Source organism: Arthrobacter sp. CAN_A6 (assembly GCF_015751715.1).
Classification (GTDB): domain Bacteria; phylum Actinomycetota; class Actinomycetes; order Actinomycetales; family Micrococcaceae; genus Arthrobacter_D.
Genome location: NZ_JADOUV010000002.1, coordinates 125,427 through 147,060 on the forward strand (window position 1 = coordinate 125,427; position 21,634 = coordinate 147,060).

Annotated in this window: 17 protein-coding genes; 11 read left to right on the forward strand and 6 right to left on the reverse strand. The window is 66.4% G+C overall.

The window, feature by feature from the left end:
* The 3 genes from IWX75_RS04115 to IWX75_RS04125 form a co-directional block, all read right to left on the reverse strand.
* On the reverse strand, positions 1 to 1,038 hold the full coding sequence (locus IWX75_RS04115) for a pilus assembly protein TadG-related protein (protein WP_196820985.1): 1,038 nt from the start codon (positions 1,036 to 1,038) through the stop codon (positions 1 to 3).
* Complete coding sequence (locus IWX75_RS04120) at positions 1,026 to 1,409, reverse strand: TadE/TadG family type IV pilus assembly protein (protein WP_196820986.1); 384 nt, start codon at positions 1,407 to 1,409, stop codon at positions 1,026 to 1,028. The genes IWX75_RS04115 and IWX75_RS04120 overlap by 13 nt, the downstream gene beginning before the upstream one ends.
* Before the next feature lie 68 nt (positions 1,410 to 1,477).
* A complete protein-coding gene (locus IWX75_RS04125) occupies positions 1,478 to 1,714 on the reverse strand; it encodes a Flp family type IVb pilin (protein WP_196820987.1) in 237 nt (78 codons plus the stop codon).
* Between the two features lie 254 nt (positions 1,715 to 1,968).
* Between IWX75_RS04125 and IWX75_RS04130 the strand changes: the two genes are divergently transcribed.
* The 4 genes from IWX75_RS04130 to glmM all read left to right on the forward strand — a co-directional run bounded on the left by IWX75_RS04130 (position 1,969) and on the right by glmM (position 6,971).
* Complete coding sequence (locus tag IWX75_RS04130) at positions 1,969 to 4,197, forward strand: putative bifunctional diguanylate cyclase/phosphodiesterase (protein WP_196820988.1); 2,229 nt, start codon at positions 1,969 to 1,971, stop codon at positions 4,195 to 4,197.
* Positions 4,198 to 4,442: 245 nt separating this feature from the next.
* Positions 4,443 to 4,886 (forward strand): 50S ribosomal protein L13, encoded by a 444-nt coding sequence (gene rplM / locus IWX75_RS04135; protein WP_026550700.1) that lies wholly within the window; start codon positions 4,443 to 4,445, stop codon positions 4,884 to 4,886.
* A gap of 41 nt (positions 4,887 to 4,927) precedes the next feature.
* The gene (gene rpsI, locus IWX75_RS04140; protein WP_196820989.1) at positions 4,928 to 5,425 is read left to right on the forward strand and encodes a 30S ribosomal protein S9; all 498 of its coding nucleotides are present in this window, start codon (positions 4,928 to 4,930) and stop codon (positions 5,423 to 5,425) included.
* 187 nt (positions 5,426 to 5,612) lie between these two features.
* Positions 5,613 to 6,971 carry a phosphoglucosamine mutase gene (glmM, locus tag IWX75_RS04145; protein ID WP_196820990.1) on the forward strand — a complete coding sequence of 453 codons (1,359 nt, stop codon included), beginning with the start codon at positions 5,613 to 5,615 and terminating at the stop codon, positions 6,969 to 6,971.
* A gap of 80 nt (positions 6,972 to 7,051) precedes the next feature.
* On the opposite strand, the gene IWX75_RS04150 is transcribed toward glmM, so the two are convergent.
* From IWX75_RS04150 to coaA, 3 genes are all read right to left on the reverse strand, one after another.
* Positions 7,052 to 7,723 carry a DNA alkylation repair protein gene (locus IWX75_RS04150; RefSeq protein WP_196820991.1) on the reverse strand — a complete coding sequence of 224 codons (672 nt, stop codon included), beginning with the start codon at positions 7,721 to 7,723 and terminating at the stop codon, positions 7,052 to 7,054.
* Between the two features lie 42 nt (positions 7,724 to 7,765).
* Positions 7,766 to 8,380, reverse strand: coding sequence for a M15 family metallopeptidase (locus IWX75_RS04155; RefSeq protein ID WP_334684099.1), 615 nt, complete (start codon positions 8,378 to 8,380; stop codon positions 7,766 to 7,768).
* Between the two features lie 329 nt (positions 8,381 to 8,709).
* Positions 8,710 to 9,696: a type I pantothenate kinase gene (coaA, locus tag IWX75_RS04160; protein ID WP_196820992.1), complete on the reverse strand. Its 987-nt coding sequence runs from the start codon at positions 9,694 to 9,696 to the stop codon at positions 8,710 to 8,712.
* Between the two features lie 54 nt (positions 9,697 to 9,750).
* On the opposite strand from coaA, the gene glmS reads away from it, so the two are divergent.
* The 7 genes from glmS to IWX75_RS04195 all read left to right on the forward strand — a co-directional run bounded on the left by glmS (position 9,751) and on the right by IWX75_RS04195 (position 21,603).
* The gene (gene glmS, locus IWX75_RS04165; protein ID WP_196820993.1) at positions 9,751 to 11,691 is read left to right on the forward strand and encodes a glutamine--fructose-6-phosphate transaminase (isomerizing); all 1,941 of its coding nucleotides are present in this window, start codon (positions 9,751 to 9,753) and stop codon (positions 11,689 to 11,691) included.
* A 33-nt stretch (positions 11,692 to 11,724) separates the two neighbouring features.
* Positions 11,725 to 12,078 (forward strand): holo-ACP synthase, encoded by a 354-nt coding sequence (locus IWX75_RS04170; protein WP_196820994.1) that lies wholly within the window; start codon positions 11,725 to 11,727, stop codon positions 12,076 to 12,078.
* Between the two features lie 86 nt (positions 12,079 to 12,164).
* Positions 12,165 to 13,718 (forward strand): bifunctional ADP-dependent NAD(P)H-hydrate dehydratase/NAD(P)H-hydrate epimerase, encoded by a 1,554-nt coding sequence (locus IWX75_RS04175; protein WP_196820995.1) that lies wholly within the window; start codon positions 12,165 to 12,167, stop codon positions 13,716 to 13,718.
* A 61-nt stretch (positions 13,719 to 13,779) separates the two neighbouring features.
* Positions 13,780 to 15,966: a glycogen debranching protein GlgX gene (gene glgX / locus IWX75_RS04180; protein ID WP_196820996.1), complete on the forward strand. Its 2,187-nt coding sequence runs from the start codon at positions 13,780 to 13,782 to the stop codon at positions 15,964 to 15,966.
* A 34-nt stretch (positions 15,967 to 16,000) separates the two neighbouring features.
* Positions 16,001 to 18,319 carry a malto-oligosyltrehalose synthase gene (gene treY, locus IWX75_RS04185; RefSeq protein ID WP_196820997.1) on the forward strand — a complete coding sequence of 773 codons (2,319 nt, stop codon included), beginning with the start codon at positions 16,001 to 16,003 and terminating at the stop codon, positions 18,317 to 18,319.
* Positions 18,316 to 20,070 (forward strand): malto-oligosyltrehalose trehalohydrolase, encoded by a 1,755-nt coding sequence (gene treZ, locus IWX75_RS04190; protein ID WP_196820998.1) that lies wholly within the window; start codon positions 18,316 to 18,318, stop codon positions 20,068 to 20,070. Before treY ends, treZ begins: the two co-directional genes overlap by 4 nt.
* Positions 20,071 to 20,079: 9 nt before the next feature.
* On the forward strand, positions 20,080 to 21,603 hold the full coding sequence (locus IWX75_RS04195; protein WP_196820999.1) for an FAD-dependent monooxygenase: 1,524 nt from the start codon (positions 20,080 to 20,082) through the stop codon (positions 21,601 to 21,603).
* Positions 21,604 to 21,634: the final 31 nt, after the last annotated feature.

Genomic DNA, 21,634 nt, shown 5'->3' on the forward strand with positions numbered 1-21,634 from the left:
TTATGGTGCTCCGATGGTTAGCCGCACCACAGCGGTGCCGAATTCGTCGTCGATCGGTCCGAGTGCATAGGCGTCGTCGAGCGACACCATTTCGACGAACTTGCCGATGATGCCGATGCATTGTGTTGTCGAACATTTCGCGCCCGAGTGGTATTCGTGCCGGAACGCTTCCGGGAAGGGAGGGTTACCTGTTTGTTTGAGCTTCCAGCCGTGGACCTCGAAGGCAGCGAAGCCGGTCAGACTATAGACCGCGTTGGTTCCGCTGTCGGTGATCGTCTCGTAGATGGGAAAGAGCCCTACAGGAGGTGTTCCCGCCAGGATTTCATCGCGCCATTCGGTGAGCAGGGGAGTGCAATTGGCGGGGATCCCGTTGCCTGTGGAACTGCCGGAGGCAGCATTGTCGATGTCGACGAGAGCCTCGCATTTGCCATCTACTTGCTCGAGATTACTGAAACCGCCTGGGGGCCCACCGGCGCAGCCCGAAGCCGTATCGTCCTTCAGACGAAACTTGATCAATTGCAGGTCCGGCCCGTCCAGGAGTTCACATTCGGAGAAGACGACAGGGAAGGGAGCCGGGCCCGACACCGGGGAACCCCATTGTGCCAAGGATTCCGCTGTTACTTCCGCCGAGGAGATTCCTAGTGCGTTCGCGAAGACGAGCGACATTCGGTTGTCCTCGACGCCATCCTGATCCATTGCGCCTGTTGTCACGCTAACCGTGCCGAGAGCTGTATCGACGGCCAGGTCATCGACATTCGAAAGACCGTCGTTGGCATTCTGCTTGGCGAACGAATCAGCCATCGGCGATTCGTTCGAGCACTTCGGTGCTAGCGGATCGGCAGCGCAAACCTGTGCGATGCCGAGTGCTGCAGCATCGGCACCATTCTGAAGTTGCGCCTTCTCCGAATACAGCATTCCTACGTCGATCGCCAGAGCCGCGAAGCCCAGGAGAACGACCATCAGGAGGGCTACGAGGACGCTGACTGCACCGCGTTCACTCTTGTCGACCTGCGTCTGGGCAATGCCTAACCGCCGCATAGCATGACGCTCCTGCCTTCCATAGTGAATGGGCCGGCTATCCCGGTCAATGTGCTCAGCGAGTAGGTGATGGTCACAGAGACCTCAGCCGGTGCCGTGCATGTTCCAGAGGGCGAAGTAGTGATGACTATGTTTGGATCGTTCAAGGCGGGGTTAAGAGCTTGTGCGGCGCTTTTCGCTGATGTCCTCGCGTCAGAATCGCTCTTTGTGATCGCCATGACGCGTACGCTTTCGCGGGCGGCGTTGGTCAAAGTAATCTGGGTGTTGAAGGCTCGTCCAAACTCCATAATTCCAAGGAGTAGGAGGATGAGAACGGGCAACACGAGAGCCATTTCGACGGCGGCGGCGCCGCGCTCGGACCTTATCGCCATTCAACACCTCCTGGAACCGATTGGCCTAGCGAACTTCGTGAATTTAATCGCTAGGCCAATCGAACTCGCTACGGGCCGCAGGTGGCGGTGCCGGCTGCTCCCGCGGCCGTGAAGGTTCCACCGTTGATGGCACACTGAGCTTGAGTGAATGCGTCTCCTAGGCCATCACCGAGGAAAGTGACAGCGGTGATAATGACGACTGCGATGAGGGCGACCATGATGCCGTACTCAACGGCGGTGGCGCCGACTTCACTGCGGCGCAGGCGAGCGATGGCTTTCTGAACTGCATTCTTGAGAAACTGCATGAGAACTCCTGAAGTGGGGTAGGGCCGGCCCAGCGCCGGCCCTGCTCAAAAGGTAGCTCTCCCACAAGCCTCATATGGCACATTTTTTCGGATCCTGCGCGAAGCCTGACCCACCTGCGCTTTTCCTGTGCAATTTCTGCGGTTGAAGTGTGGCTGATAACGAGCCTCCCGTCCGAAAAACCATGAAAAGGGCCGGTTCTATCAAGAATCGCGTCCAACCTTGAAACGGAATGCATTCGACCTACACTGGCGGAATGACCTCTACTTCCGCCTCGGCTAATGCTGCGCGGACCGCACCGATATCCTCGGAGAAGCGACAAGAGGCCGACGCCGTCGTCGTAATTCACAGCGAAACTGCGGCCCACCCCGAGCTCGAGTACCTGCGCCGGCTTGCCGCGCTGGTCGAGTCCTCGAAGGATGCCATCAACGGCGCCGACCTGAACGGCATCATCACCAGCTGGAACGCGGGCGCGGAGGAGCTCTACGGCTACAGCGCCCAAGAGGCGATCGGCCGCAGCATCGAGATGCTGACTCCGCTGAATGCCGGCGGCGCCGGAAACGCGCTGCGGGCCGGGCTGGCCGAGGGCAAGGGCGTCACGGGACAGCAGACTGTCGCCAAGCACCGGGACGGTTCGCTCATCGAGGTGTGCCTGACCCTTTCGCCGGTGTTCGACGCCCATGGCAAGGTCATCGGGTCCTCCGGGATTGCCCGGAACATCACTGAAACCCAGCAACTGCGCGCCTCAGCCGAGCACGAGCGGGATCGGCTGACCTTCGCCCAGGAGATCGCCCACGTGGGCTCCGTCGAGGTCAACATGATCACCGGGCACCGGTGGTGGTCCGACGAGTACTTCCGAATCCATGGTCTGCCCATCAGTTCGAGTCCCACCGAGGAGTTGTGGCACTCGGTACTGCACCCGGAGGATCGCGAGCGGGTGCAGCAGGTCTGGCAGGAACTCGAGTCAGGTGGCCCGCCCCTCAAGCTGATCCATCGGATCCTTCGTCCCAGCGGGGAGGTCCGCTGGGTTCATACCCGCGCTGCCGCCGAACACAATGACGGCGTGCTGGTCCGGCTTCTCGAAACAGCCGTCGACATCACCGAGCGGAAGCAGGCCGAGGAAGCGCTCGAACGCCTGGCCTTCCAGGACCCACTCACCGGGCTTGCCAACCGGACGCTCCTGACGAACTGCATCGAACTCGCCCTCAAGGAAGCTGCCGTCGCCGGCACCCAGATGGGGGTGCTCTTCCTCGATGTCAACCGTTTCAAGGTGGTCAACGACGGGCTGGGACATGCTGCGGGGGACAGTCTGCTCGTCCAGCTCGCCGCGCGCCTTCGAAGCGCCGTGCGTCCGGATGACACTCTCGCGCGGTTCGCCGGCGATGAATTCGTGATCGTCTGCAGCGGCATCGGCTCGGAGGAGGCGCATGACCTGGCAGGACGCATCGCCGAGGAGGTGCAGGTTCCGTTCGACCTCCTGGGCCAGGAGCTGTTCGTCAGTGTCAGCATTGGCATCGCCCTTTCATCGAGCGGCGACACTGCAGAATCGCTCCTCCACCAGGCTGACGCGGCCATGTACTTCGCCAAGGACGTCGGCAGGATCGACGGCGTCGTCTTCGACGAATCGATGCTTCGCCGCGCCGAGGCCCGCCTCGACATCGGATCCCAGCTGCCGCGCGCCATCGAACGGGGAGAGCTCGAGGTGTACTACCAGCCGATTCTCGACGTCGGAAGCCAGGCTCCGGTGGCCTTCGAGGCTCTTCTGCGGTGGAGGCATCCCAAGCACGGGCTCGTGTCGCCGTGCGATTTCATCCCGGTGGCCGAGGAAACGGGACTGATCGTCCCCATCGGTGGCTGGGTACTGGTGAACGCTCTCACGCAAGCGCAGCATTGGCGGTCGCAGGTACCCGGGGCGTCTGCTCTCCGGATCGCCGTCAACCTGTCGGCCCGTCAACTACAGGATCCGGGGCTGTTCGACACCGTGGCAGACGCGATTGCCCGCGCACGGATCGATCCCTCCGCCGTCGAGCTCGAAATCACCGATTCAGTGCTCATGAAGGATGTGGATACCTCAATGGCGACGCTGACGCGGCTCCGCAGCCTCGGCGTGGGGCTCTCGGTCGACGACTTCGGGACCGGCTACTCCTCACTGAGCTACCTGCGGCGATTCCCCGTGACGACGCTCAAGATCGACGGCTCCTTCGTGGAAGGTCTGGACGGCAAGGACGTGCATGCCCGGCCGATCGTCGCCGCAATCGCGATGATGGCCATCGCCCTCGGATTGGACGTGGTGGCGGAAGGCGTTGAAACCCTGGACCAGCTCCGCGAACTGGAGAGGCTGGAGGTTCGTTCCGCTCAGGGCTACCTCTGGGCAGAGCCGATGCCGGCCGGGAAAGTGGCCCCCTGGCTGTCGGAGCTGCCGCAGTTTCCCGGCGGAGTGCTGGAGGGCGCTGGCGCATCCCGACAGGCCTTCGGAGCGTTTTGACCTGAGGCACCGCTTCGCGCTAACCTTGAAAGTCGTTGTGCGTATCCCTTCTCGATACGTCTGCGCCTCCGGAGCGGTTCAGTTGCAGAACCACCTGGCCCGGAGAAGCAGCCGAGATGTACGGGATAACTGGTCTTATTTCAGCCCTCACCTGGAGTTCCGGTAACGCATGAATAAGCTGAGCCCGTGTCCGCGGAATTTCCCGTGATGCGGGCGACACCGAATAAGAAACGAAGGCCATAACCGTGCGTACGTACACCCCGAAGCCAGGCGACATCACCCGCCAGTGGCACGTCATTGACGCAACCGACGTTGTCCTAGGCCGTCTTGCCAGCCAGACCGCAATCCTGCTGCGCGGAAAGCACAAGCCGACCTTTGCACCCCATATGGACATGGGCGATTTCGTCATCATCATCAACGCTGACAAGGTAGCCCTCACGGGCGCCAAGCTCGAGCAGAAGCGTGCCTACCGCCACTCGGGTTTCCCGGGCGGCCTGAAGTCCACCACCTATGCCGAGCTCCTTGAGAAGAACCCCGAGCGCGCAGTGGAGAAGGCCATCAAGGGCATGCTCCCCAAGAACTCGCTGGCTGCCCAGCAGATCGGCAAGCTCAAGGTCTACCGCGGCGCCGAGCACCCCCACGGTGCACAGCAGCCGACGTCGTACGAAATCACCCAGGTCGCCCAGTAGTCCTGGCCACCACACACTAAGAAATTAATTCAAGGAGAACCGTGGCTCAGAACCCTGAAGAGCTGAATGAATCTGCTGAGGAGCTTACGAGCTACACCTCAGAATCCACCGAAGGCAGCGAAACCCCCGTCAAGGAGCGCCCTGCGCTGACTGTCGGCGGCGGAGCCGTTGGGCGCCGCAAGGAAGCCGTGGCCCGCGTACGCCTCGTGCCCGGCACCGGCAAGTGGATCGTCAACGGGCGCGAGCTCAGCGACTACTTCCCGAACAAGCTTCACCAGCAGGAAGTCAATGACCCCTTCAAGCTCCTCGAGCTCGACGGCGCCTACGACGTCATCGCCCGCATCCACGGCGGTGGACCCTCCGGCCAGGCCGGTGCCCTTCGCCTCGGTGTTGCCCGCACGCTCAACGACATTGACCGTGAGAACAACCGCCCCGCGCTGAAGAAGGCCGGCTTCCTCACCCGCGACGCCCGCGTGATCGAGCGCAAGAAGGCTGGTCTCAAGAAGGCCCGCAAGGCGCCTCAGTACTCCAAGCGCTAAATCCGCCTACCCCTTGCGCGACCGCTGACGCGATTTCGCAAGGGGCCCCGCGTCGGATTTCGGCGCTTGGCTCCAGCGCTGAATGTGCTTTTGCGATGCCCGTCCGGCTTGCTGGACGGGCATCGTGCGTTAACGAAGATGGCGTGGTGCGCGCCATAGCAGTGAGGTCGACTTAGGATGAAGAACCATGAGTAAGTTATTTGGAACCGATGGTGTCCGCGGGCTGGCGAATGGCTTGATCACCGCCGAACTCTCCCTCCAGCTGGCCCAGGCCGCAGCAGTGGTGCTCGGCCACCGGGCGGTGGAGGGCAATCGCCGACCCACAGCCGTGATCGCGCGGGACCCCCGCATCAGCGGTGAGTTCATCGCAGCCGCCGTTGAGGCGGGGCTGGCGAGCTGCGGCGTCGACGTCTATGACGCCGGTGTGCTGCCCACGCCCGCCGCGGCGTTCCTCGTCGCCGACCTCGATGCCGACTTCGGCGTGATGATTTCCGCGTCGCACAACCCGGCGCCCGACAACGGCATCAAGTTCCTTGCCCGCGGCGGCAAGAAGCTCGACGACGCCCTCGAGGAGGCCATCGAGGCCGAACTCCAAGAGCCGTGCCCGCGGCCCGTCGGCGCCGACGTGGGACGCATCCAGCGGTTCGCCGACGCGGAAGACCGCTACATCGTCCACCTGCTGCAGACACTGCCGCACCGCCTCGACGGGATCAAGGTGGTGCTCGACTGCGCCCACGGCGCTGCCAGCGGATGCTCACCCCAGGTATTCGCCAACGCAGGTGCGGAGATCGTCGTCATCGGCGCAGACCCGGACGGCAACAACATCAACGACGGCTACGGCTCCACGCACCTCGAGAAGCTGCAGGCCGCGGTGCTCGAACACGGCGCCCATCTCGGCATAGCGCACGACGGCGACGCCGACCGCTGCCTCGCCGTGGATCATGAGGGAACGGTTGTGGACGGTGACCAGATCATGGCCGTGATGGCCGTGGCGATGAAGGACGCCGGCAAGCTCGTGGACAATACCCTCGTAGCCACGGTGATGAGCAACCTCGGCCTGAAGATCGCACTGCGTGACGCCGGCGTTCTCATCAGGGAAACCGCAGTGGGCGACCGCTACGTGCTCGAGGGAATGCGCGACGGCGGATTCAGCCTGGGCGGCGAACAGTCGGGCCACGTGATCTTCGCCGAGTACGCCACCACGGGCGACGGCGTGCTGACGGGACTCCAGCTGGCCGCGCAGGTCGCGAAGACCGGGCGGAGCCTGAAGGACCTCGCCGGCGTCATGACGAAGCTTCCGCAGGTGCTCATCAACGTCCGGGGAGTGGACCGCACCGCAGTGAACTCGGACGAGGGCGTGCAGGACGCCGTGCGGAAAGCCCAGGAGGTACTGGGTGAGACCGGCCGTGTCCTGCTGCGCCCCTCCGGCACCGAGCCCGTGGTACGCGTGATGGTGGAGGCAGCCGATATGGGGACCGCCCAGCGCATTGCCGATGAGCTCGCGGAAACGGTCCAGGGGCGCCTCGCGCTGGAGCCGGTGGCCTGAAGTCCGGCCGCTCGCGGCCCCGTTGGCGTTGTGCCGCCCTTTCGCGGAGGCAGCGGCGCGGGCGTGAACGAAAACCCTCGCTAGGAAACGTTCTGGCGGCGCACCATCTCGGCGATCCAGCTGGGCGCGAACGGAGATGTGCAGTTCGGGGGAGTCGGGTAGTCCTTGAGAACCTCCAGGCGCTCACCGAGGTCGATGGCGCGGGCGCGGTGCTCAGGGTGCTCGATCCCGATCTGGGCCAGGCAGGTGTTCATCGCCCACTGCAGGCGGCCCGGAGCGTTCCTCATCTCCGCCTCGATGATGTCGAGCAGTCCTGCGAGGTCGAGGCCCTCCGGATTCTTCACGACGCGTTCGCTGGTCAGCGCCCAGCCGGCACTCGCGACCACAGGATCCGGGTCGCCGAACCAGGCCGCACGCAGCTCCTCGGCGTGCGGGTTCTTCTTCACCACGTAGTTCACGAGCCAGTCGTGCACCTTGGGGATACGCGCTTCGCGCAACATTCCATCCAACTCGTTCCGCTCGAACGCCTTCGGCCGGCAGATCAGGATCGCCAGCAGTCTCGCCGCGGTGTCCTTCGTTCCCCAGAGCTCACGCGCAAGTTCCTGCTGCGTCTTCAGCCGCTTTGCCAGCGCGCGCAGTTTTCCGAGGTTCACACCGTGATCGTCCCCGTGTCTCTCGTTCACCTCGCGTGCTTTCGGGTCCTCGAGCGCGGCCAGCGCGGCCATCACCTCGGCCACCGTCGTCCCGGCCATCCCAGCCTCCTGTCCAGTCCATGTGTGGGGATCCAGCCTAGGCTAATACCCGGGCGCCGCCGGAAGCCCGAAGTACTCCTCGAGGGTGGCCGTTCCCGCCGACCTCATGGCGCCGGCGATTTCGGTTCCCACGTAGCGGAGGTGCCACGGCTCCCAGGAAAAGCCGGTCGTCGCGTCTTTGCCCTGGGGGTAGCGCACGATGAACCCGAACGACGCCGCATTGGCCTCGGCCCACCGGCCCGCCGCGGTGTTGCTGAAGCAGGTGGCCAGGGTGCAGGCGCCGTCGTCCTGCCCTATGTCGACGGCCAGGCCCGTCTGGTGCTCCGAGAACCCGGCCCGTGCCGAGACCGTGTCCGCCAGCGCGGCGTCACCGTACTGGCTGACCCAGTAGGCGTAGGTCGATTCCTGGTCCGCGTACGAGCGGTACGCACTGACTACCGTCAGGTTCACGCCGTCCGCCTGCGCAGCCGAGAACATCCACTCGACGGCGGCGGCGGTGTCCGGCCGAAGCAGAGCGCTCCCTGCCGAGGGGCCCAGTGGAACAGCAGGTGGAACGAGCTGGGCCGGCGCGAAGTCCGCGGGACCCAGCGGCCGCCGCTTGTTCACGACGACGTCGATCGCTGACGGATCCGAGTGAGCACCGGGTGCTCCAGCCACCGGACCCGGCGCAGGGGCCTCCCCTCCGCGAGACGGCGGTCCGGGGGCAGGTGCCACGGGCAACGGACTTTCGGCCGGTGGCGGCGTTTCAGGTGCCGGTGGCTCGGGCACCGCCGGTCCGTCCGCCGACGGCCGGCCGGAGGAGGAAGGTGCGGAAGGAGCGGGGGAGGGTGCAACGGAAGCGGAAGCGGAAGCGGACGCGCCCGCGGAAACCGTCGTCGTTCCCGCAGGAACGGCGGAATCTTCCGACGGACTGCACCCGCTCAGGAGCAGGGCCCCCAGCAGCAGGACGCTGAGCGGACGGGCGGAGGACCGGGGGCGCGGAGCTGTCAGGTTTTCCGTAGCAGCATCCTCCGGATGGAATGGTCGGACTCCTTGGTCAGGACCAGCTGCGCCCGCCCCCGCGTCGGGAGCACGTTCATCATCAGGTTCGGCTCGTTGATGCGCCGCCAGATCCCCTGCGCCGTCTCCCGTGCCTCGTCGTCCGAGAGCCGGGCATAGCGGTGGAAATAGGAGTGGGGGTCGGCGAACGCACCGGAACGCAGCGACTGGAACCGCTGGATGTACCACTGTTCGATGTAGGACGTCTTCGCGTCCACGTAGAGGGAGAAATCGAAGAAGTCGCTGAGGGCGAGGCCGGTGACGCCGTCCGGCCGTGCCCGCGCGGGCGCGAGGACGTTGAGGCCCTCCACGATCAGAACGTCGGGCCGCCGCACCACCACTTCCCGGCCCGGCACGATGTCATAGGTCAGGTGCGAATACCAGGGCGCACGTACTTCCTCCGCGCCGCTCTTCACCTCGCTCACGAAGCGGAGGAGACGCCGCCGGTCATAGGACTCGGGAAATCCCTTGCGCTCCATGAGCCCGCGGCGCTTCAGCTCGGCGTTCGGGTAGAGGAATCCGTCGGTGGTGACGAGCTCGACGCTCGGCGATTCCGGCCACCGGCGCAGCAGGTCCCGCAGCACACGCGCCGTCGTCGACTTCCCCACGGCAACCGATCCCGCCACGCCGATCACGAAGGGGGTGCGCCGGGTCGTTTCACCGAGAAAGGTGTTGGTGGCGGAATGCAGTTCACCGGCGGCGGCGATGTAGAGGTTGAGGAGCCTCGAGAGGGGCAGGTACACCTCACGGACTTCGTCGAGGTTGAGCGCTTCGCCCAGGCCGCGGAGCCGCTGGATGTCCTCCGAGTTGAGGGGAGACGTGATTTCGTTGGAGAGCCGTGACCACATCTGCCGGTCGAGTTCCACGAAGGGTGTGAACGTTTCGGGACCGCTGGCCTGTTGATTACCCGGGTTTCGATCGTTCACCCTGAGCATTCTGCCTGCTGGCCTTGACATTAACAAACCACTACTGCCGGTAGGCTTGACCTCATGTGTGGAATCGTAGGTTATGTAGGCCGTGAACGCGGACAGGTCCTTTCAACGCTGGAAGCTGTGCCGCCGGCGGTTGGGTCGGCAAATGGGGAGGTCGAGCACGGTGCCCTCGACGTCGTCATGGAGGGCCTCCGGCGCCTCGAATACCGCGGGTATGACTCCGCGGGCGTCGCGGTGCTCACGCCGTCGGGCGTCGAATCCCGCAAGAAGGCGGGCAAACTGACCAACCTGGTGCAGGAACTCGCAGCCGAGCCGCTGCCGCGGTCCATGACGGGCATCGGCCACACCCGCTGGGCCACCCATGGCGGCCCGACCGACCAGAACGCGCACCCCCACCTTGCCGACCAGGGCCGGCTGGCAGTCATTCACAACGGCATCATCGAGAACTATGCGGAGCTGAAGGCGGAACTGCTGGCCCAGGGCCTCGAGTTCATCTCCGACACCGACACCGAAGTGGCCGCCGGGCTCCTGGGCTCCATCTACCGCGGCCTCAAGGACAGCGGATCCGAGGGCGACGTCCTGACCCTCGCCATGCAGCAGGCCTGCCAGCGCCTCGAGGGTGCCTTCACGCTGCTCGCGATCCACGAGGACCAGCCGGGAACGGTTACCGCAGGACGCCGCAACTCGCCCCTCGTCGTCGGCCTCGGCGACGGCGAGAACTTCCTCGGCTCCGACGTCTCCGGCTTCATCGACTTCACGCGCCGCGCGGTGGAGCTCGGCCAGGACCAGATCGTCACCATCACACCGGAAGACGTCGTCATCACCGACTTCTTCGGAACCCCCGCCGAGGGCACCGAGTTCTACGTGAACTGGGATGCCGCTGCTGCTGAGAAGGGCGGGTACGACTCCTTCATGGAGAAGGAGATCAACGACCAGCCCGACGCCGTGGGCCAGACCCTCCTGGGACGCTCCGACGTCAAGGGCAACCTCGTCCTCGACGAGCTGCGCATCGACGAATCGATCCTTCGCTCGGTGGACAAGATCGTGGTGCTCGCCTGCGGTACCTCGGCCTACGCCGGCCAGGTGGCCAAGTACGCCATCGAGCACTGGTGCCGCATCCCCACCGAAGTGGAGCTCTCGCACGAGTTCCGGTACCGCGACCCCATCGTCAACGAGAAGACCCTCGTGGTCGCCATCTCGCAGTCGGGCGAAACCATGGACACCCTCATGGCGGTGCGCTACGCCCGCGAGCAGGGCGCGAAGGTGGTGGCGATCTGCAACACCAACGGCTCCACCATCCCGCGTGAATCGGACGCCGTCCTGTACACCCACGCCGGCCCCGAGATCGCCGTCGCCTCGACGAAGGCGTTCCTCGCCCAGATCACCGCCGCGTACCTGCTCGGTCTCTACCTCGCCCAACTGCGTGGCAACAAGTACCGCGACGAGATCAACGCGGTGATGGCGGACCTCGCGGAGATTCCCGCGAAGATCCAGACCGTGCTCGACAACGCGGACAAGATCAAGCAGCTCGGCACGGAGATGGCGGACGCCAAGTCGGTGCTGTTCCTGGGCCGCCACGTAGGGTTCCCCGTTGCCATGGAGGGTGCGCTCAAGCTCAAGGAGCTCGCCTACATCCATGCCGAGGGCTTCGCCGCGGGCGAGCTCAAGCACGGCCCGATCGCGCTGATCGAGGAAGGCCAGCCCGTAGTGGTGGTCATGCCGTCGTCGTCGGCCCGGGACTCGCTGCACGCGAAGGTCGTCTCGAACGTCCAGGAGATCCGGGCCCGTGGCGCCGTCACCATCGTGATCGCCGAGGAGGGAGACACCTCCGTGGAGGCTTACTCGGAGCACGTGTTCTACGTTCCGGCGACGCCGACACTCCTCGCGCCGCTGCTGACCACGGTTCCGCTGCAGATCTTCGCGCTCGCGCTGGCCAGCGCCAAGGGCTACGACGTCGACCAGCCGCGAAACCTTGCCAAATCGGTCACGGTTGAGTAGAGCGCTGCGGCGCTCCGGTCTGAGGACATCCTCGTGATCATCGGTATCGGGATGGACGTCGTCGACATCGAGCGCTTCCGACGCCAGCTCGAGCGGACGCCCGGTCTGGTGACGCGGCTGTTCGTGCCCGCCGAGCGGCAACTGACCACGCGGTCCCTTGCCGCCCGTTTCGCGGCGAAGGAGGCCGTGGCCAAGGCCCTGGGTGCGCCGGCGGGTATGAACTGGCAGGACTGCTGCATCGCCGTGGACGCGGCAGGCGTGCCCTCCATCGAGGTGTGCGGGACCGTTGCGGAGGCCGCTGCCCGTCGCGGCATCTCGGAGTGGCACCTGTCCCTCAGCCACGACGGCGGCCTGGCGACGGCCATGGTGGTGGCCGAGGGCACGTAGGGCGAAGCTCGCCCCTGTGGCGGAGAGCACATCCAAAAATAGTAACCCGGCTGACTATCGGGCCGGGTGCCGCTAAGCTCGTACATATGCTCAATGCCTTTACCGGCGCCCAGGTCCGCGCGGCCGAGGTGCCTTTCCTCAATGCCGGACACGGGAACACCCTGATGCAGAAGGCTGCCCATGGACTGTTCCTGGTGGCGCTCGAGATGCTCCGGTCGGCTGGCCACAGCGCGAAACGCAGTAGCGTCGTGGTGCTCGTCGGTTCCGGGAACAACGGCGCGGACGCCCTGTACGCGGGGGAGCGGCTGCTGCGGCGGGGCGTTGCGGTCACCGCCATCGCCGTCGCCGACGAGGTCCACTCCGAAGCCTCCGAGGCGTTCGGCCGGCGGGGCGGGCGGGTCCTGCACCTCGGCCCGGAGAACTTCCCCGATCTCGCAGCGCGGGCGGTCCGGGCCACGCTGGTCATCGACGGGATCCTCGGCACCGGTGCCAGGGGAGGGCTGCGCGGAATCGCTGCCGAACTGGTCTCGGCGATCAACACCGGAGCGGGTGAGCGGAGCGTCCGCTCGCTGCTGGTGGTCGCGTGCGACCTGCCCAGCGGCGTGGATGTCGACTCGGGTGAGCTTCTGGAGCCGGTCCTCCTCGCCGATGCGACGGTGACCTTCGGTGCGGCGAAGACCGGACTGCTCGTTTCGGGCGGAGCACTGGCGGCGGGCGAGTTGAACGTCGTCGACATCGGTCTGGGGATGACCACCCCGGGCGCCGACACCGCCATGGAACCGCCGATGCGCCGGCTCGAGGCCCACGACGTCTCGGCCCTGTACCGCCGGCCGCAGGTGGGTGACCACAAGTACACGCGCGGCGTGCTCGGCGTCGCGGCGGGTTCAGCCCAGTACCCGGGGGCTGCCGTCCTGGCCACGGGTGCCGCACTGGCCACCGGGTTGGGTATGGTGCGCTATCTCGGGCCGCCCGCGGTGGCCACGATCATCAACGCCGTCCATCCCGAAGTGGTCTGCTCCACCGGGGATGTCGAGGATTCGCGCTCGCAGGCATGGCTCGTGGGGCCCGGTGCGGTGGAGGACGACGACCAGGCCCGCCGCGCCCGCGGAGCCATCGCGAGCGGGCTGCCCGTGGTGGTCGACGCCGGGGCCCTCTCCGAGGTGCCCGAGCGCGTGGAGTCCTCAGTGATCCTCACCCCCCATGCGGGGGAACTGCGGGCGCTCCTCGCCACGCGCGGCATCGACGTCTCCCGCGCCGACATCGAAGCCGCGCCTGCGCGGTTCGCCCTGGAGGCGGCTCGGCTGACCGGAGCAACGGTGCTCCTCAAGGGCTTCACCACCATCACCGCCGCGCCCACCGGGGAAGTCTTCAGCCAGGCCGAGGCTCCGCCGTGGCTCGCCACCGCGGGCTCGGGGGACACGCTGTCCGGGATCCTCGGGGCACTTGTCGCCACGCTGGCGGAGGACGACGGCGTCGCCGCGCGCCTCGGCCTTCCCGCCAGCGCCACCTGGGCGGCGGTCGCCGCGGCGGCTGCGCTGATCCACGGGCTGGCGGGCATGCGGGCTGCGGAGTACGGGCCCGTCGTCGTGGCCGGCCTGCCCCGCCACATCGGTGCGGTCCTCGCCGACATCCTCGCATGAGGCAAGCCGGACCCCGCTAAACTTTCCCTCGAAACAGCTGAACACCCCACAAGGAGCACACATGGAATTATGGCCCGGCGACGCGTACCCCCTGGGCGCGACCTATGACGGCACGGGAACGAACTTCGCGCTCTACAGCGAGGTAGCGGACCTGGTTGTCCTCTGCCTGTTCGACGACGACGGTACGGAGACGTGCATCGAACTCAAGGAGGTCGACGGCTATGTCTGGCACGGGTACCTCCCGCAGGTGAGCCCCGGGCAGAAGTACGGCTACCGGGTCCACGGCCCGAACAACCCCGCCGAGGGACACCGCTGCAACCCGAACAAGCTCCTCCTTGATCCCTACGCCAAGGCCGTTGCGGGCGACCTCGACTGGGACCAGGCACTGTTCGGCTACAACTTCGGCGACGAGCACTCCGTCAACAACGAGGACTCCGCCGCGCACATGATGCTCGGCGTCGTCATCAATCCCTTCTTCAACTGGGACGGCGACCGCATGCCGCGCACTCCCTACCACCAGTCGGTCATCTATGAGGCGCACGTCAAGGGCCTCACCCAGCTGCACCCGGAGATTCCCGAGGAGCAGCGCGGCACCTATGCCGGCATCGCCCACCCGGCCGTGATCGCCCACCTGCAGAAGCTCGGCGTCACCGCGATCGAACTCATGCCGGTGCACCAGTTCGTCAACGACAGCACGCTCCAGGAGAAGGGCCTCTCCAACTACTGGGGCTACAACACCATCGGATTCTTCGCTCCGCACAACAAGTACAACTCCAGCGGTGACCAGGGCGAGCAGGTCCAGGAGTTCAAGGCCATGGTGCGCGAACTGCACCTGGCAGGCATCGAGGTGATCCTCGACGTCGTCTACAACCACACGGCCGAGGGCAACCACATGGGCCCAACCATCTCGATGCGCGGTATCGACAACGTGTCCTACTACCGCCTGGTGGAGGACGACAAACAGTACTACATGGACACCACGGGCACCGGTAACTCCCTCAACGTCGGGAACCCGCACTCCCTGCAGTTGCTCATGGATTCCCTGCGCTACTGGGTCACCGAGATGCACGTCGACGGCTTCCGCTTCGACCTGGCCTCCGCGCTCGCCCGCGAGTTCTACGAGGTGGACCGGCTTTCGGCCTTCTTCGAACTGGTGCAGCAGGACCCGGTGGTCTCGCAGGTCAAGCTCATCGCCGAGCCCTGGGACGTAGGCCCCGGCGGGTACCAGGTGGGCAACTTCCCGCCGCAGTGGACGGAGTGGAACGGCAAGTACCGCGACACGGTCCGTGACTTCTGGCGCGGGGAGCCCTCCAGCATCGGCGAGTTCGCGGCCCGCCTCACGGGGTCCGCGGACCTCTACGAGCACAGCATGCGGCGTCCCGTCGCGTCCATCAACTTCGTCACCGCCCATGACGGCTTCACCATCCGCGACCTCGTGTCCTACAACGAGAAGCACAACGAGGCCAACGGCGAGGGCAACAACGACGGCGAATCCCACAACCGCTCCTGGAACTGCGGAGTCGAGGGCCCCACCGACGACCCCGAGGTCAACGCTGTGCGCGTCCGCCAGCAGCGCAACTACATCGCCACGCTCCTGCTCTCGCAGGGTGTGCCGATGCTGCTGCACGGCGATGAGCTGGGCCGTACCCAGGAAGGCAACAACAACACCTACTGCCAGGACTCCGAGCTCAGCTGGGTGCACTGGGACAAGGTGGACCAGCCGCTGCTCGAATTCACTGCCGCGGTGAACCGGTTGCGCTCCGAGCACCCGACCTTCCGGCGTCGGCGCTTCTTCGACGGACGCCCGGTGCGCCGCGGCGAGGGTGAGGCGCTGCCGGATATCGTGTGGCTCGACACCTCGGGCGAGCTGATGGCGCCGGAGGACTGGGACAGCGGGTTCGGTCGCTCGATCGGCGTGTTCCTCAACGGGCAGGGGATTCGCGGGCGCGATGCCCGCGGCCAGCGCATCACCGACGCCAACTTCCTCCTGTACTTCAACGCACATGATGAAGCAGTCGATTTCACCATCCCCTCGGACGAGTACGGCCCGTCCTGGGACGAGGTCATCGACACCGCCGGCAAATTCGCCGACACCGCCGCGATCCCCGCAGGGAAGACGATCTCCATCGAAGGTAAATCGATGGTAGTGCTGCGCGCCCACTCCGAAGCCGAGGATCTCGACCACTCGGTAGCGGCGTCGTTGGCGATCCTCGCCAACGAGGTCACGGCCAAGACCGGCACCGCCTAACCACCCCTGCATCCCAGTTCCCAGGAGGACATGCGTGAAGACACCGAAATCGACCTACCGGCTGCAGATTCGAAATGAATTCGACCTGCGGGAAGCCGCGGCACTGGTGCCGTACCTGCATGACCTCGGGGTGGACTGGGTGTACCTGTCGCCCATCCTGACCGCGGAGGAGGGGTCCGGCCACGGCTACGACGTGACCGATCCCTCCACCGTGGACCCCGCGCGGGGCGGCCGCGAAGCCCTCATCGAGCTGAGCACCGCCGCCCGCGGGGCGGGACTGGGGATCCTGGTGGACATCGTGCCCAACCACATGGGCATCGAGACGCCGGCACGCAACGCGTGGTGGTGGCAACTCCTGAAGGAGGGCCGCGGTTCCCGGATGGCCGAAGCCTTCGATGTCGACTGGGACTCAGCCGACGGGCGGATCCGCATTCCGGTGCTGGGCGACGGGGACTCCGAGGAGGACGCACTCGAGGTGGTGGACGGCGAACTCCGCTACTACGACAACCGCTACCCCATCGCCGAGGGCACGTTCTCACCGGGGGACACCGCTGCCGACGTGCACGCGAAACAGCACTACGAGCTCGTGAACTGGCGCCGCGCCGACAGCGAGCTGAACTACCGGCGATTCTTCGGGGTCAACACCTTGGCGGGCCTCCGCGTCGAGGTGCCGTGGGTTTTCGAGGAAAGCCACAGCGAGGTGCGGAGCTGGTTCGACGACGGACTCGTCGACGGCCTGCGCATCGACCACCCCGACGGCCTCGCCGATCCGGTGGGTTACCTCGAGGATCTCCGCGAGCTGACCGGCGGCGCCTACGTCCTCGTGGAGAAGATCCTGGAGCCCGGCGAGGAACTGCCGGGCAACTGGGAGTGCGAAGGGACCACGGGTTATGACGCGCTCGCCGACGTCGACCGCCTCCTCACCGATCCCGCGGGCGAGCACGACCTCACGGCTCTCGTTCCCGTGGAGCCGTTCCACGAGATGATCCACGGCACCAAGCGGGGCATCGCGGATGGCATCCTCCGCTCGGAGGTGCTCCGCCTGACCCGGCTGGTGCCCGAGAGCGCGGGCCTCGACCCGGCTGAGGCGGCCGATGCACTCGCCGAACTCCTGACCTGTTTCCCCGTCTACCGAAGCTACCTGCCCGAGGGCGCGGGATACCTCGCCGACGCCGTTCGCGACGCCCAGGTGCGCCGCCCGGACCTCGGCGCCACTCTCGAGGTCCTCCACCCGCTGCTCAACCCGTTCCTCGAGGGGGAGCCCGACGCCGAGCTGAACGCCCTGGCCCGGCGCTTCCAGCAGACCTCAGGCATGGTGATGGCCAAGGGCGTCGAGGACACGGCGTTCTACCGGTACAGCCGGCTGGTCTCGCTCAACGAGGTGGGAGCGGACCCGTCGATCTTCGCGATCGATCCCCTGGAGATGCACCGCCGCCTCCTGGAGCGGGAGACCAGCAACCCGCTGTCGATGACCACGCTGAGCACCCACGACACCAAGCGCAGCGAGGACACCCGCGCTCGGATCGTAGTGCTGTCCGAGATGCCCGACGAGTGGGCGCGGCTCCTCGCCGAACTCGAAACCCTCGCGCCGATCTCGGACCCCTCCTTCGCGCCGCTGATGTGGCAGTCGCTTCTCGGTGCGTGGCCGCTCAGCCGCGAACGCGCCCACGCGTACGTGGAGAAGGCCTCGCGTGAAGCCGACCTGAGCACCCACTGGACCGCGCCGGACGAGGAGTTCGAAGCGGCCATGCACAGCGCTGTCGATGCCGCGTTCGACAACGCCCGAGTGAACGATCTCGTCAGCGGAATGGCCCAGCGGCTCGAAGGGCACGGCTGGTCCAATTCGATCGCGGCCAAACTGCTCCAGCTCACCATGCCCGGGGTCCCCGATGTGTACCAGGGAACCGAGTTCTGGGACTTCTCCCTCGTGGATCCGGACAACCGCCGCGAGGTGGACTACGCCGCGCGTCGGCAGGCCCTGACCGACCTCAACTTCGGGGCTGTTCCCGCCGTGGGAGAGGACGCCGCAGCGAAACTGCTCGTCGTGTCGCGGGCACTCAAACTGCGCCGCGACCGACCGGAACTCTTCTCCGGCTACCAGGCCGTGCAGGCCGCCGGTTCCGCCGCGAACCACGTCTTCGCGTTCAACCGGGGCGGCGTCGTCGTGCTGGTGACCCGCCTGCCGTACGGCCTCGAGAACCGTGGCGGCTGGGGCGACACCACGGTGCACCTTCCCGACGGTTCCTACACCTGCGCGATCACGGGCACCGCGGTGACCGGCGGCATCGTGCGGGCAGCCGACCTCTTCCCCACTTTCCCGGCAGCACTACTCGTCCAGGAGGACGCATCATGAGCAGCAGTTTCGATGTGTGGGCGCCACGCGCCGAGACCCTTTCCCTCCTCGTCGACGGAACCGCCCGGAAGATGACGCAGGGCGACGGCGGCTGGTGGACCGCCCCCGGCGGCGTCTCCGCCGCCACTGCCACCGGTGACGTCGACTACGGCTACCTGGTCAACGGATCGGAATCGCCGGTACCGGACCCGCGGTCGCGCCGGCAGCCGGAAGGAGTCCACGGTCTTTCACGCACCTTCGATCCGGCCGCGCACGAATGGCAGGATCAGGGCTGGGTCTCGCCCGGCCCGAACGGGGGCGTGATCTACGAGATGCACCTCGGCACCTTCACTCCCGAGGGCACCCTCGACGCCGCCATCGGACGCCTCGACTACCTGGTGGAGCTGGGCATCCAGTACGTGGAGCTCCTCCCCGTGAACGCGTTCAACGGAACGCACAACTGGGGTTACGACGGCGTGCTGTGGTACGCGGTCCAGGAGAACTACGGGGGCCCTGCCGCCTACCAGCGCTTCGTCGACGCCGCGCACCAGAAGGGCCTCGGCGTCATCCAGGACGTGGTCTACAACCACCTGGGGCCGAGCGGCAACTATCTCGGCCAGTTCGGGCCGTACCTCACCGAGGGCAAGTCTAATACCTGGGGTGACTCGCTGAACCTCGACGGCCCGCTCTCCGACGAGGTGCGGCGCTACGTGATCGAGAATGTGCTGATGTGGCTGCGCGACTACCATGTGGACGGCCTGCGGCTCGACGCCGTGCATGCCCTCCACGACGAGCGTGCCGTGCACATCCTCGAGGAATTCGCCGCCGAAACGGACGCCCTGGCAGCCGAACTCGGAAAGCCGCTGTTCCTGATCGCCGAATCCGACCTCAACAACCCGCGCCTGATCCAGGCGCGCGGCGTGAATGGCTACGGACTGGCCGGGCAGTGGAGCGACGACTTCCACCACGCCGTGCACGTCAACCTCACGGGGGAAACCGAGGGGTACTACGCCGACTTCGATTCGGTGGGCGCGTTGGCCAAGGTCCTCGAGAAGGGGTTCTTCCACAACGGCACCTACTCGTCATTCCGCGAGCGCCACCACGGCCGCGAGATCGATGTCGAGCGGGTGACGCCGCTGCAGTTGGTGGTGTGCACGCAGAACCACGACCAGATCGGCAACCGTGCTGCCGGCGACCGCATCAGCGCCACGCTGAACACCGCGCAGCTGGCTCAGGCCGCAGTGCTGAACCTGGCAGGGCCGTTCACGCCCATGCTCTTCATGGGTGAGGAGTACGGAGCCCGGACGCCGTGGCCGTTCTTCACTTCACACCCCGAGCCCGAACTGGGCAAGGCCACCGCCGAGGGCAGGCTCCGGGAGTTCGAGCGCATGGGGTGGAAGCCCGAGGACGTGCCGAACCCGCAGGAACCTTCGACGTTCGAGTCGGCGAAACTCGACTGGTCCGAGCTCGGCAACCAGGAGCAGGGCCGGCTGCTGGAGACATACCGGACGCTGATCCGGCTGCGCCGGGACCGCCCGGAACTGCGGGAGCCGGACTTCGCCGGCATCTCCGTGGAGTACAGCGACGACGAACGGTGGCTCGTCCTTCACCGGGGACGGACCGCCGTCGTCCTCAACCTCAGCGACCAGCTCCGCACCGTGCCGCTGCAAGCGGTCGATGCAGAAGTGCTGCTCTCGACCGTCGACGGCGTCGGCCTGCTGGAGGACACCGTCCAGCTGCCGCCGCATGCGTCACTGATCCTGGCCCTGTAGGAGCAACCCGTGGACACCCCGCACCGCACCACCGACGTCCTGGTGGTCGGTGCGGGACCCACCGGGCTGATGCTGGCGAATTGGCTGCGAAAGCTCGGCGTCGACGCCGTTCTCATCGATGCCAAGGCCGGGCCCACGCGGGAGTCGCGGGCCATCGGCGTGCAGTCCCGCACCCTCGAGATCTTCGACCAGCTCGGCCTTGCCGACCGCGTGCTCGAGGAGGCACAGCACGCCGGCCTGGTGCGGCAGGGGTACGGGAAACGTTCCTATGCGCCGGTTCCGCTCGGCGAGCTGGGGCGTGGCCTCACGCCGTTCCCCGGCCTGTTCTTCCTCGAGCAGAGCCGCAACGAGCAGCTCCTCGCCTCGAACCTCGTCGCTTCAGGTGGTGAGGTGCTGTGGGGTACGCGGCTGGTGGGACTGGAGGATGCGGGCACCGTCTCGGCATCGGTGGAGGGGAGGGACGGACCCACTGTCATCGAGGCGCGGTACTGCGTGGCGTGCGACGGTGGATCCTCGGAAGTCCGCCGCCTGAAGGGGATTCCCTTCGAAGGAGTGACGAACCAGCACACCTTCTACGTGCTGGACGCGCTCGCCGTGGGCGGGCTCGCCGAAGCGTCGGTCAATATCCGTCAGGGCGCCTCCGACTTCCTCCTCGCGTTCCCGATGAAGTCCCCGTCCGGCAGCGACAACGCCTTCCGGTTGATCGGAGTTGTCCCCACAGCCGGGGATGCCGACGTCTCGGAAGAGGTTGCGCAGGCTCGGCTTTCAGCCATCTTCGGTGTCTCCTACGGGACGTCGCGATGGTTCTCGACCTACCGGGTGCACCACCGTCTGGCGGCCCGGTTCCGCGACGGCGCCGTGTTCCTCGCCGGGGATGCCGGGCACCTCCATTCGCCCGTCGGCGCCCAGGGGATGAACACCGGGCTGCAGGATGCCCACAATCTGGCGTTCAAGCTCGCCGATGTTCTTCGGCATTCGGCGTCGCCCGACTATCTCGACCGGTACGACTCCGAACGCCGCCCCGTTGCCCGGCGCCTGGTCCGCTCGACCGACCGGGTGTTCGGGTTCCTCACCTCGAACGCCGTTCCGGCCCGGTTGGCCCGCAGGTTGGTGCCGCGACTGGTGCTGCCCGTCGTCGTGCGGGTGGTGCCGCGCCTGCCTCTCGCCGGTCGGCTTGCCGGCTACCTGGGCCAGCTCCGCATCCACTACTGGATGAGCCCCGGTGCGAAGGAAGCGGCAAATGGCCGTCGCGGCCGTGTGGTGGGACGGCGACTGCCATGGACCGGCGTCAATTTCGACGTCCTGCGGGAGGCGGTGTGGCAGGTCCATACGTATGGCGGGATGGACGACGCCGTGGCTGACGCCGTCGGACGCTCCCTCGGCCTGGCCGTCCACCGGTTTCCTGCGGCACCCGACAAGGGCCTGCAGGAGGGCTTCTTCTACCTCGTGCGGCCGGACGGCTTCGTCGCGGCGGGAGCTCCCGCCTCTTCCGCGGTGTCGGAGCTGCATCGCGCGCTTCCTGTGGTGCCCTGACGCCGGAACTCGCGCATTCCCTGCGGGTGTT